The sequence below is a fragment of the Rhizobium sp. 62_C5_N11_2 genome (assembly GCF_051811185.1).
Classification (GTDB): Bacteria; Pseudomonadota; Alphaproteobacteria; order Rhizobiales; family Rhizobiaceae; genus Rhizobium; species Rhizobium leguminosarum.
In genome coordinates this window covers 2,119,161-2,131,460 of sequence record NZ_JBPWPW010000001.1, presented here as the reverse complement: position 1 = coordinate 2,131,460, position 12,300 = coordinate 2,119,161, and the positions used below count along the sequence as shown (strand labels likewise).

Genomic DNA, 12,300 nt, shown 5'->3' with positions numbered 1-12,300 from the left:
CCGAGGGCGCATGTCAGCCATCCGCGGCGAAAAGGTCACGTTTCGCAAGAAGGATATCGTTGCGCTGGACCGCTTGCCGTCCGCCCAGGCCGAGGATCCGATCATCGTTCATTGCCCGCCGCCGCGTTCGCCGATGCGCCGCACGGCGAAGCTGACCTCAGGATTTCTGGGACTGATTCTCCTTATTCTCGCTGGCATCGTTTTCACCGTCGAGAGCGGCATGTTCGACAAGCCGCTGTCGCAGCAGGCTCAGGCGGCGCTGAATGGTGTGGCCGGACCGCGCTACCGCGCCGAGGTCGGCTCCACCGTCATCCGCTTCACTTCGGATTTTCGGCTGGCACTTGAAGCGCGCAACGTCAACATGATCGACCAGGAGAGCGGCCAGCACCTGTCGACGACGGGTTCGGTGCGGCTGGGGCTCGATCCGCTGCAGCTTTTCCGCGGCCGCATCGCCGTCGCGGACATCGAAGCGGAGGATATCGCGCTCGATACCGCGCTTCTGCCCTCCGGCAATCCCGTCAAGCTCGACGATCTGCGCATCGACGCCGTGCCGGCTGCGATGGAGAGGATCTTCTCGCAGTTCGACATGTTCGACAGCATCGTGACGCGCGGCTCGACGAATTCGGTGCGCATCTCCGGCATCGACATCAAGCTTGCCGATACCGCCAACGGTCCGCTGTCGCTTGTCATCGACAATCTCGTCTTTGCCCATGCCGGCCCGTCCTCGTTGCAATTGACCGGCGAAGTCGCGCTCAACGGCGAGGTGGCGGAGCTCGACATGCTGGCCGAGAAGGAAGACGGCCACGTGTCGAAGGTCGTGGCGACGCTCAAGCATGCCGACCTCACGCCCTTTGCGCTGAAACGCAACGATCAGGGCGTGATCCGGCAGGGGCTCAGCGCTTTTGTCGACCTGACGGTGTCGGCCACCAGAGCGCGCGATGGGGCGCCGCCGGCGCTTGCGGCGACGATCGACATCGATCCTGGCCAGATCTATGCGGATGGCGATCCGCAGGAGCTGTCGGGCGGCCAAATCAATCTCGTCTATGATTTCTCCAAGCAGACGCTCGAGATCGCCAGGTCGAACGCCCGATTCGGCGCGACCACGCTTCCCATCAACGGCGCCCTGATCGATCTCGACAAGCTCGACCCGCAGGCCGGCAAAGGCTTCGGCATCGACCTGCTCGTCAGCGGCGGCACGGCAGCCCCCGGCGGCTCCGGCGAGCAGCCGCTCTCCTTCGACATCCAGGCGACGGGGCGCTACATGGTCGCCGGCCGCGAATTCCAGTTTCCCAACATGACGGTTTCCAGCCCGCTTGGGGCGCTCTACGGATCACTTGATGTCAAGCTCGGCGAAAAATCACCGGAGATCAGCTTCGCCGGCCAGTCGTCACAGTTGCAGACGATAGCGATCAAGCAGCTCTGGCCGTTCTGGATGGCGCCCAAGGTGCGCAACTGGGTGCACGGCAATCTCTTCGGCGGCACCGTCACCGATGCCGCCATTTCCGTCTTCATTCCCTTTGGCAGGCTGGACGAGGCAGCCGGCGGCAAGGGATTGAAGCTCGACGCCAACCAGATCCGCATCGGCTTCGACATCACGGGTGCGCGGATGAACGTCGCCGGAGACATTCCGCCGATCCGCGACACGTCAGCACATTTCGACCTGACCGGCCCGGTTGCGACGATCGCGATCAAGAGCGGCACGTCTTATTTCCCCTCCGGCCGGTCCGTCGGTCTCGGGCAGGGGACGTTCATCTTGCCTGCCACCTACGATAAACCACTGATGGCCGATATCGATCTTGCGGTCTCCGGAGCGGCGGACGCCGTTGGCGAGCTTCTGACCTACAGGCCGATCCGGGTGCTGCAGCGCGCCGGCTTTACGCCCGACGATCTCAAGGGCCGGATCGAGGCGAATGTGAAGGCGCATTTCGGCCTGCTCTCCTCGCAAAACCCGCCGCCGGCCGAATGGACGGCGGCAATGAAGCTCACCGATATCGATCTTGCCAAGCCGTTTTCCGGCCGCACGATCAGCAATCTCGACGGCACCCTGAACGGCAATCCGAAACGGATCACGCTCGACGCCAAGGCCCAGATCGACGGTGTCCCGGCCGATATCGATCTTACCGAACCGGTCGAGGCATCCGACACGGCGGTGCGGCAGCGGGTGATCACCGCGACGCTTTCAGAAGACCAGCGCAACAAGCTGATACCCGGCCTTTCCGGCATCGTCGGCGGCAGCGTGAAGATGGTGCTGACGCGGATCGATGACGACCGGCAGGACGTCCAGCTCGACCTCACCAAGTCGCTGCTCGAACTGCCTTGGATAGGCTGGTCGAAGGGCAGCGGCATTGCCGCCACGGCCGAATTCGAAACGTCCGGCCCGGCCGACAATACCCAGATCAAGAATTTTCGACTGAAGGGCGATGGTTTCGGCGCCAACGGATCGCTGAACATTGGCAAAGGCGGACTGATCTCGGCTGATTTCGACAGCGTCAAGCTGTCCTCGCTCGACGATTTCGCCCTGTCGGTGAAACGTAGCAAGGGCAATTTTGACGTCTCGGTCTCCGGCGACAGCGCCGATGCGCGGCCGGTCATCGCGCGGTTGAAATCGGGCTCTGACGGCGATGGTGATGGGGATGCCGGCGACACCGGCGTATCGGTGCGCGCCAGGCTGAAAAACGTCATCGGCTTCAACGACGAGAAGGTCGGCAATTTCCAGGCGCAAATATCACTGCGCGGCGACAAGCTGCAGGCGCTCAATTTCTCCGCCGTTACCGACAGCGGCGAGGCCGTGGTCAGCCAGATGAAGGACGGCGGCGTCATCAACATCACCAGTGGCGATGCCGGCGCGGTGTCACGTTTCGCCGATCTCTACCAGCACATGCAGGGCGGCCTGCTTAATCTGGCGATCCGGCTGGGGGCGGAGGGCGGCTGGGATGGCTCGCTCGACGTGCGCCGCTTCGCGATCGTCAACGAACAACGCCTGCGGTCGATCGTTTCGACGCCTGTCGGAAATGAGCAGCGCAGCCTCAACGAAGCCGTCAAACGCGATATCGATACCTCGTCGCAGCGCTTCCAGCGCGGCTTTGCCCGTGTCGTCTCGCGCAATGGCATGGTCGGCATCGAGAACGGCGTGCTGCGCGGCGACCAGATCGGCGCAACCTTCCAAGGCATCGTGCGCGATCGCAAGGGCAACATGGACATGACCGGCACTTTCATGCCGGCCTACGGCCTCAACCGGCTCTTTGCCGAATTGCCGCTGATCGGCGTCATTCTCGGCAATGGCAGCGACCGCGGCCTGATCGGCATCACCTTCAAGCTGACAGGCAAGTTCGACCAGCCGAACCTGCAGATCAACCCGCTGTCGATCATCGCGCCTGGCGTTTTCCGGCAGATCTTTGAGTTCCAGTGAGGCAGGTGAAGCCGGGAGGTCGCAAATCCCGACAGGTGCAAAAGGTTCCGACAAAGCGTCCGGTGTGTGACTTGTTGCCGGATCGCAGCAGAGGAATGCGCAGGTTCGTTCTCGGCAAGGCCAATTCCGACCTATCCTGACAAGTCCGACATTGATGCTTTGCCTATTTTAGGAAAATCTGATGTACTATATTGTCCCGGCCAGGAAGCAACGGCCGGTGCAATGTCGGAGGATGCGATGCAGTGCGCCCGGACAGTTTCTTTCGCATCGGTCGCCATGATGGCTGTGACAATTGCCGACACTTCGCTTGCCGCGGAAAAGGTCGTGCGGCTGAAATCGCAAGAGGCGGTCATCCGGTCCGACCACGTCCTCATGGTTCCCCTCGACGCGATGATGACGCCGCCGATCTTCTCGATCAGTTGGTGGTCGCGGGTGAAGCCTGATTCAAGTGTCGATCCGCCGGCTATCTTTTCCGAGAGACCAAACGAGATGACGCGGAATGCCGACGGGGAGCTGAATGATCTTGCTCGCCGACCTGAATAGTGAGGCACAGAAAAGCCGGCGCGGGCGCCGGCTTTGGTATCTGTTCGGTAAAGCCGCTTACGCCGCGCGGCGGATCAGGATGTGTTTCTTCTTGCCGAGCGAGAGCTTGATGATGCCGTCGGCGGTGATTTCGCCGCTGCCGATCATCTTGCGTTCGTCGCTGACCGCCTCGTCGTTGATGCGGACTGCGCCGCCCTGGACGTGACGGCGTGCTTCGCCGTTCGAACCGGCAAGGCCGGCACGTACGATCAGCGACAGAAGGCCGATGCCAGCGTCGAGCTCGGAGGCGGGCACGTCGACCGACGGGAGATTTTCCGAGAGACCACCTTCCTCGAAGGTCTTGCGTGCCGTTTCGGCAGCCTGTTCAGCGGCCTGGCGGCCGTGCAGGATTGCCGTCACCTCGGTCGCAAGGATCTTCTTGACCTCGTTGATCTCCGAGCCGCCGAGTGCGGAGAGACGGGCGATTTCATCCATCGGCAGCGTGGTGTAGAGCTTCAGGAAGCGCGAGACGTCGGCATCCTCGGTGTTGCGCCAGTACTGCCAGAAATCATAGGCCGAGAGCATGTCAGCGTTCAGCCAGACAGCGCCTGTTGCCGACTTGCCCATCTTGGCGCCGGATGACGTCGTCAGCAGCGGCGATGTCAGCGCATAGAGCTGCTGTGTCCCCATGCGGTGACCGAGATCGATACCGTTGACGATATTGCCCCACTGGTCCGAACCGCCCATCTGCAGGCGGCAATCGTAGCGCTTGGCAAGCTCGACGAAGTCATAGGCCTGGAGGATCATGTAGTTGAATTCCAGGAAGGACAGGGACTGTTCGCGGTCGAGACGCGTCTTGACGCTGTCGAAGGACAGCATGCGGTTGACCGAGAAGTGCTTGCCGACATCGCGCAGGAATTCGAGGTAGTTCAGCGAGCGCAGCCATTCGGCATTGTTGATCATCAGCGCGTCCCTCGGACCGTCGCCGTAGTTCAGGTAATTGGAGAAGACGCGCTTGATCGAAGCGATGTTGCCTTCGATCGTATCTACGGTCATGAGCTGGCGCGCTTCTTCCTTGAAGGAGGGATCGCCGACCATGCCGGTGCCGCCGCCCATCAGCGAGATGGCGCGATGACCGGTCTTCTGCATCCAGTGCAGCATCATGATCTGGATCAGCGAGCCGGCGTGCAGGCTGGGCGCCGTCGGATCGAAGCCGATATAGGCCGTCACGGTTTCCTTGGCGAACAGGTCATCGAGGCCGCTTTCATCGGAGACCTGATGAATGAAGCCGCGCTCTTTCAGCGTGCGGAGGAAATCGGACTTGAACTCGGACATGGGTTTCGTCTCTTGGTGTCTGCGCTTACCCGAGTGGGCCTCACGCAAGTTCGTTGTTGTTGATCTGTCGCGGCGCGTTTAGCACTGTTTTTACAAAAGTGCATCCGGGAATCGCATGGGAGGCAAGCCTCATGAATGTCATCAGGACCGCGATCGGTTTGATGAGCGGCACGTCGATGGACGGAATCGACGTCGCGCTGATCAGGACAGACGGTCGCAGCTTCATCGAGCGCGGGCCGTTCATGGGCGTGCCCTATGATGCCGATTTTCGTGGGCAGCTCAAACGGGCGCTGGAAATCGCACGTCCACTGAGCGACAGGAACGAACGGCCCGCTGAGCTTCGTGCTATCGAGCTTGAACTGACCTTACGGCATGTAATTGCCGTTACGGCATTCATGGAGCGTTTCGAGCTTTTAGCCGATGGCGTCGATGTTCTCGGCTTCCATGGCCAGACGGTGCTTCATCGCCCTGATGAGGGATTGACGATCCAGATCGGCGACGGCCCGGAACTGGCGCGCCGAACCGGCATAGCGGTGGTCTACGACATGCGTGCCAACGACATGGTCCATGGCGGGCAGGGTGCGCCGCTGGTGCCGGCCTATCACGCAGCACTTGCGGGAAAATTCCAGCAGCAGGGACAGGCGGTGTGCTTCGTCAATATCGGCGGCATCTCCAATCTCACCTCTATCGGCACGGACGGCCGGATATCGGCCTTCGACAGCGGGCCGGGCAATACGCTGATCGACCAGTGGGTGGAGATGCAGACCGGCAGAACTTATGATCCCGGCGGCGAGATTGGCGGGCGCGGCAAGGTCGTTGCCAGCCTGGCGGAGCGTTATCTGCAAAGCCCGTTCTTTCGCGGCAATGTTCGCCGTTCCCTCGATCGGGGCGATTTCGCCCCGCTTCGGCCCGAGGAAGCAAGCCTTGAAGACGGCGCCCGGACGCTGGCGCATGTCGCCGCCGCCTCGATCATCAAATCCGCCAGCTTCCTGCCCGAGACCCCAGCGGTCTATATCGTCTGCGGCGGCGGGCGGCTGAACGCCACTCTGATGGCGGAATTTTCGGTCATGGCCGAAAGGTTCGGCTCGAAGGTAGTGAGCGCCGAGGAGGCAGGCTTCGATGGCGACGCGATGGAAGCCGAGGCCTGGGCCTATCTCGCCGTCCGGTCGCTGGACGGGCTGCCGTTGACATTTCCTGGCACAACGGGAGTGGGCGTCCCAGTCAGCGGCGGGGTGCTGGCAACGCCATGAGAGAGCAGAGGGTCATACTGAAGACGCCGCGGCTGAGCTTCGTCATGTGGGACGAAGGCGATGCGGCCCTGGTGCAGCAACTGCATTCGACGATGGCGACGACCCGCTATCTGTCCGGCAATGCGCCGTGGAGCCTCGAGAAGGCTGAGCAGCGGCTGAAGGGCTGGTTCGAAGAGCAGGCGCGCGACGGCACGACCAAATACAAGCTCCTCGCCGAGGACGGCAACTTCGTCGGCCGCGCCGGCATTTCGAAGTTCAGGAGCGAGCAATTCGAACTCGGTTATTCCCTGCGCGAGGAGGCGTGGGGCAAGGGCCTGGCAACGGAGGCGGCAGGCGCTTTGGCCGACTGGTTCTTCGAAAGGCAGTTTGCATCCGGCTTCATCGCCTTCACGCATCCCGAAAAAATCGTCTCGCAACGCGTCCTCAGAAAGATCAGCATGCGCGAACGCGCGCCGATCCCGATCGACGGAGTGCTTGGCACGGCTTTCGAACTCACCGCCGACATGCGGCCGCCAATGCCCTAACTTTTTACCGCGACCGGCCGGACATTTGATTCGCGACCAGCCTGGTTGCCATCCTCGACGCCCCTGACCTGAGCAATGAACGAGAACTTCTTGCGAAGGCCAAGGATCGGCTTCTCGATGAAATGCCAGGACAGCACCGCGACGGCCAGAGCCGATGGCAGGCCGACGAGATAGAGCGCCAGCGCACCATATTTCGGATAGAGAAACACCGACGGGAACGAGCTGATCCAGATCTGCAAAAACGGGTCGTGATAGAGATAGACGCCGTAGGAATAGTCGCCCTTCCTGAAAAAGGCCGGAATGGGCACCTCGGACAGGCCGACGAAGACGGTGATGTAAACGAGAGAGGGGATGACCAGGGGTCGGTTCATCACCGACTCCGTCGCCCGGCTGTCCAGGGTCAGAATGGCGACGATGCAAATCAGGCAGGCGGCGGCGAACAGCCAGCGGGAATGCGGAATGACCGCTTTGAACTGAAAGGCGACGATGCCCATCATGAAGGCGGTTATCAGCTGGGAGCCTCGGCTCATGAACAGGAAGCGAGCGATCGGCTTGATTGTATCAGGTAACAGATAGGGCATCTTTTGCACGACAAGGCCGATGGCGATGTAGGCGATCGTCACCGCAAGCAGCTTGTAGCGCGTCTTGACGATGGCGGTGATCATCAGGAACGACATGATGATGTAGCAGAAAATCTCCCAGGGAACCGTCCAGAGAGCGCCATTGACCCGTTGACTCGGATTATTCTCGAACACGCCCGGAAGCTCGTAATGGATCCAGCCGACGATATTCAGGAAGTATTTGAAAAATCGCTGATCGGTAAAATATTCGGAATGATAAACGACCGTTATGATCGGCCCGATAATCAACGAACAGACGACAATATCGACCGCAAGGGCCGGGACGATGCGCAAGCCTCGGTTGATCAGGAAATTCCGGAGGCTCAGTCGCTGGGCGCTGCCGGCGATCAGAAATCCGCTCAAAGCGAAGAACATCGGAACAAGAGCGTATTCAGTAAACCAGAATACCGACCCCCTGATGAAGTCATTGTTCTCGGTTAACAAAAAGGAATGGGTCAATACGATGGAAAAGGCGAGCCCTATTCGAAGAAAATCGAACCCCGGACCAATTCCCCTATACTTATCCAGGACTTCCCCGAACGACTTGGTCATTGCGGACCTCGCTTTTGTTAGGATCGCGAGGACCCTACCGCACTGCAACATACATTGCAACACGGTAGGTGATCTGTTCTGACACATCCGGCCCGGTGGTGTTCCGGACCGTCACGGCGTCGATGAGGCCGAGATTTTGTGGTGTCAGCGAATCCGCTTGGCGGCCGGTTCCGGCACCAGTTCGCCGTTGAGGCGACGGTCGAGGTAATCCTCGCATTCGCCCATCAGCGTTTCCACCTGGCCATTGAAGAAGTGGTTGGCGTTGGCAACGGTGCGGTGGGTGATGAGGATGCCCTTCTGGGTCTTCAGCTTCTCGACCAAGCCGTTGACATCCTTTTCTGGCGCCACCTTGTCGGCTTCGCCGTTGATGATCAGGCCAGAAGAGGGGCAGGGCGCCAGGAAGGAAAAGTCGTAGGTGTTCGGCTGCGGCGCGATCGACATGAAGCCTTCGATCTCCGGCCGGCGCATCAGGAGCTGCATGCCGATCCAGGAGCCGAAGGAATAACCGGCGACCCAACAGGTCTTGGAATCGGGATGCAGGCTCTGCACCCAGTCGAGCGCCGAGGCGGCATCCGAGAGTTCGCCGGCGCCATGGTCGAATTCACCCTGGCTGCGGCCAATGCCCCGGAAGTTGAAGCGCAGCGTCGTGAACCCGCGCTTCTGGAACATGTAGAAGAGCTGATAGACGATCTGATTGTTCATCGTGCCGCCGAACTGCGGATGCGGATGCAGAATCAGGGCGATGGGCGCGCTTTTTTCCTTGGAGGGCTGGTAGCGGCCTTCAAGACGGCCGGCTGGGCCGTTGAAAATAACTTCGGGCATTGGTACTCCGGGTTTTATTTCGCGTTCGCGCTGCGCTGGATGACAACATGACTTGACTAGTGTTGTCAGCTTTTCTAAAACGCAGTTTAGAACAATTCGAAACTTGCATGGCGATCCACGCATCGTGGAACGTGTCATAAGGCAAGCCCGGCGGAAATTTCAAGAAAAATGAACCGCGGCCGCTGAAGCAAGCTCGTCAAGCGCAGGACTGAAGATCATGGCGCCGCCACGCCTTTATCTCGACTGGAATGCCACAGCGCCGCTGCACCCCGCAGCACGCGCGGCGATCATGCGCGCCATCGATGTGTTTGGCAATCCGAACAGCGTGCACGGAGAGGGCCGCGCCGCGCGCGCCGCCATCGAAGGCGCACGGCGCAAGGTGGCGGCACTTGCCGGCACCGGTCCTGGCAATGTGGTCTTTACCAGCGGTGCGACCGAGGCCGCTAACCTGGTGCTGACACCGGATTTCCGCATGGGCCGCACGCCGCTTCGGCTCGGCCATCTTTATTTTTCGGCGATCGAGCATCCGGCTGTGCGCGAAGGCGGCCGCTTCGCCAGGGAGAGTATGACGGAGATCCCGGTGACGGAAGCCGGTATCGTCGATCTCGATGCGCTCGGCCTCCGGCTTGATGCGCATGACAAGGCCGCCGGCCTGCCGATGGTCGCTATCATGCTCGTCAACAACGAGACGGGCATCGTGCAGCCGGTTGAGGCGGCGGCAAAGATCGTCCACGCCCATGGCGGGCTCTTCGTCGTCGACGCCGTGCAGGCGGCAGGCCGCATCGCGCTCGATATCGAGAAGATCGGCGCCGATTTCATGATCGTCTCCTCGCACAAGATCGGCGGGCCGAAGGGGGCCGGCGCGCTCATCGCACGCGGCGAGGCGCTGATGCCCAGGCCGCTGATCCAGGGCGGCGGGCAGGAGCGGGGTCACCGCTCAGGGACACAGAATTCTCTGGCGCTGATCGGCTTCGGCGCGGCGGCAGAAGCTGCGTCCGACGAACTCGAGGCGCGCAATGCGACGATCGGCGCGCTGCGCGAGCGGCTGGAAGCCGGCATGCGTGAGGCGGCATCCGATGTGATGATCCACGGCGAGGGCGGCGAGCGCGTCGCCAATACGATCTTCTTCACCCTGCCGGGGCTGAAGGCTGAGACCGGGCAGATCGCCTTCGATCTCGAAGGCGTTGCCCTTTCTGCAGGTTCGGCCTGCTCATCCGGTCGGCTCGGGGAAAGCCACGTGCTGACGGCAATGGGACGTGACGCCAAGCTCGGAGCGCTACGCATCTCGCTCGGCTTTTCGACGACGGAAGACGATGTCGACAGGGCGATTGCGGCTTTCGCGAAGATTGCCTGTCGGCGGAGGTCGGCGGGCGAGGCGGCTTGACCCGTCAAAACTTGCGGAAACGCAAATTTCTGCTTGCCAATCGGGCTGAAAAGTCCCTTTTGGCCTCTTACATAAAGGGCAGGACAATTGCCCAAACGCTACAAGCTGCCGGACCTTGTATCCGGCGAGATTGGAGAATGAGATGGCTGCCGTGCAGGAAACAATCGACCAGGTCCGCCTGATCGATGTGGACCAGTACAAATACGGTTTCGAGACCGTCATCGAGATGGACAAGGCGCCAAAAGGCCTGTCCGAGGACATCATTCGTTTCATTTCGGCCAAGAAGCAGGAGCCGGAGTGGATGCTGGAATGGCGTCTCGAGGCCTATCGTCGCTGGCTGACGCTGGAAGAGCCGACCTGGGCGCGCGTCAATTATCCGAAGATCGATTTCAACGACATCTATTATTACGCCGCGCCGAAAAGCACGCCGGGTCCGAAGTCGCTCGACGAGGTCGATCCGGAGCTGTTGAAGGTCTATGAGAAGCTCGGCATTCCGCTGCGTGAACAGGAGATTCTTGCCGGCGTCGAGAAGCCGAAGATCGCCGTCGACGCCGTTTTCGACAGCGTCTCGGTCGTCACCACCTTCAAGGCAGAGCTGAAGAAGGCCGGCGTGATCTTCATGTCGATCTCGGAAGCCATCCGCGAATATCCCGATCTCGTCCGGAAATATCTCGGCTCGGTCGTGCCGACCTCGGACAATTATTACGCGACGCTGAATTCGGCGGTCTTTACCGACGGCTCCTTCGTCTTCGTGCCGAAGGGCGTTCGTTGCCCGATGGAGCTGTCCACCTATTTCCGCATCAATGAGAAGGGCACCGGCCAGTTCGAGCGCACGCTGATCATTGCGGAAGAGGGCGCCTACGTCTCCTATCTCGAAGGCTGCACGGCGCCGCAGCGCGATGAAAACCAATTGCATGCCGCCGTGGTCGAGCTGGTTGCGCTCGATGACGCCGAGATCAAATATTCGACGGTGCAGAACTGGTATCCGGGCGACAAGAACGGCAAGGGCGGCATCTACAATTTCGTCACCAAGCGCGGCGATTGCCGCGGCGACCGTTCGAAGATCTCCTGGACGCAGGTCGAAACCGGCTCGGCGATCACCTGGAAGTATCCGTCCTGCATCCTGCGCGGCGACGACAGCCGCGGCGAATTCTACTCGATCGCCGTTTCGAATGGCCATCAGCAGATCGACAGCGGCACCAAGATGATCCATCTCGGCAAGAACACGTCGAGCCGCATCGTCTCCAAGGGTATCGCCGCCGGCGTTTCCAACAACACCTATCGCGGCCAGGTCTCGGCTCACCGCAAGGCGGCGAATGCGCGCAACTTCACCCAGTGCGATTCGCTTTTGATCGGTGACAAGTGCGGCGCCCATACCGTGCCCTACATCGAGGCGAAGAATTCGACGGCGCAGTTCGAGCATGAAGCGACGACTTCGAAGATCTCCGAGGACCAGCTGTTCTACTGCCTGCAGCGCGGCATCCCGACCGAAGCGGCGATCGCACTGATCGTCAACGGCTTCGTCAAGGAAGTCCTGCAGGAACTGCCGATGGAATTCGCCGTCGAGGCGCAGAAGCTGATCAGCATCTCGCTCGAGGGCTCGGTGGGGTAATGGACGAAAAGTCGCCGCTTTCGCAGACGGGCGAACAAAGGCATTGGACAGCAGATGCTCTGATGTTTTTGTTCTCCACGGCGCTGGCCGGTGTCATCGTGGGAATGTTTGTCGCTTTCGCTAATTGGAATATCGGCAAACTGATCGTCCTTTCGTCTCTTGGCCTGTGTGCCGTTGTGCTGCTGCTTGGTAGAGCAGCCGAACTGGTCGGTGAATTGTTAGAATTGATGGAACGCATTTTCCCTGGATGGAAAAGCCCCAAGTGAAAGA

The 12,300-nt window shown here is 60.8% G+C and carries 10 protein-coding genes; 7 read left to right on the top strand and 3 right to left on the bottom strand.

The window, feature by feature from the left end:
- Nucleotides 1-10 precede the first annotated feature (10 nt).
- Nucleotides 11-3,409 (top strand): YhdP family protein, encoded by a 3,399-nt coding sequence (locus tag AB8B31_RS10790; RefSeq protein WP_028733780.1) that lies wholly within the window; start codon nt 11-13, stop codon nt 3,407-3,409.
- Between the two features lie 222 nt (nt 3,410-3,631).
- Complete coding sequence (locus AB8B31_RS10785) at nt 3,632-3,952, top strand: hypothetical protein (protein ID WP_026230499.1); 321 nt, start codon at nt 3,632-3,634, stop codon at nt 3,950-3,952.
- Between the two features lie 57 nt (nt 3,953-4,009).
- Here the strand turns inward: AB8B31_RS10785 and tyrS are convergent, their stop codons facing one another.
- Nucleotides 4,010-5,266, bottom strand: coding sequence for a tyrosine--tRNA ligase (gene tyrS / locus AB8B31_RS10780; protein WP_028733779.1), 1,257 nt, complete (start codon nt 5,264-5,266; stop codon nt 4,010-4,012).
- A gap of 131 nt (nt 5,267-5,397) precedes the next feature.
- On the opposite strand from tyrS, the gene AB8B31_RS10775 reads away from it, so the two are divergent.
- Nucleotides 5,398-6,516 (top strand): anhydro-N-acetylmuramic acid kinase, encoded by a 1,119-nt coding sequence (locus AB8B31_RS10775; RefSeq protein WP_018445220.1) that lies wholly within the window; start codon nt 5,398-5,400, stop codon nt 6,514-6,516.
- On the top strand, nt 6,513-7,040 hold the full coding sequence (locus tag AB8B31_RS10770; RefSeq protein ID WP_018445221.1) for a GNAT family N-acetyltransferase: 528 nt from the start codon (nt 6,513-6,515) through the stop codon (nt 7,038-7,040). Before AB8B31_RS10775 ends, AB8B31_RS10770 begins: the two co-directional genes overlap by 4 nt.
- Here AB8B31_RS10770 and AB8B31_RS10765 read toward each other — a convergent pair.
- Both AB8B31_RS10765 and AB8B31_RS10760 read right to left on the bottom strand, forming a co-directional pair.
- Complete coding sequence (locus AB8B31_RS10765; RefSeq protein ID WP_026230500.1) at nt 7,037-8,212, bottom strand: acyltransferase family protein; 1,176 nt, start codon at nt 8,210-8,212, stop codon at nt 7,037-7,039. The genes AB8B31_RS10770 and AB8B31_RS10765 overlap by 4 nt on opposite strands.
- Before the next feature lie 144 nt (nt 8,213-8,356).
- Nucleotides 8,357-9,034 (bottom strand): alpha/beta hydrolase, encoded by a 678-nt coding sequence (locus tag AB8B31_RS10760; protein ID WP_003559715.1) that lies wholly within the window; start codon nt 9,032-9,034, stop codon nt 8,357-8,359.
- 217 nt (nt 9,035-9,251) lie between these two features.
- Here AB8B31_RS10760 and AB8B31_RS10755 point away from each other — a divergent pair, with 217 nt between their 5' ends.
- The 3 genes from AB8B31_RS10755 to AB8B31_RS10745 all read left to right on the top strand — a co-directional run bounded on the left by AB8B31_RS10755 (nt 9,252) and on the right by AB8B31_RS10745 (nt 12,296).
- The gene (locus AB8B31_RS10755; RefSeq protein WP_018242170.1) at nt 9,252-10,418 is read left to right on the top strand and encodes a cysteine desulfurase family protein; all 1,167 of its coding nucleotides are present in this window, start codon (nt 9,252-9,254) and stop codon (nt 10,416-10,418) included.
- Nucleotides 10,419-10,560: 142 nt separating this feature from the next.
- Nucleotides 10,561-12,030, top strand: a complete 1,470-nt coding sequence (sufB, locus tag AB8B31_RS10750; RefSeq protein WP_028733778.1) for a Fe-S cluster assembly protein SufB — start codon at nt 10,561-10,563, stop codon at nt 12,028-12,030.
- Entirely contained in the window at nt 12,030-12,296 is a 267-nt protein-coding gene (locus AB8B31_RS10745) for a hypothetical protein (RefSeq protein ID WP_028733777.1), read from the top strand. The genes sufB and AB8B31_RS10745 overlap by 1 nt, the downstream gene beginning before the upstream one ends.
- Nucleotides 12,297-12,300 lie beyond the last annotated feature (4 nt).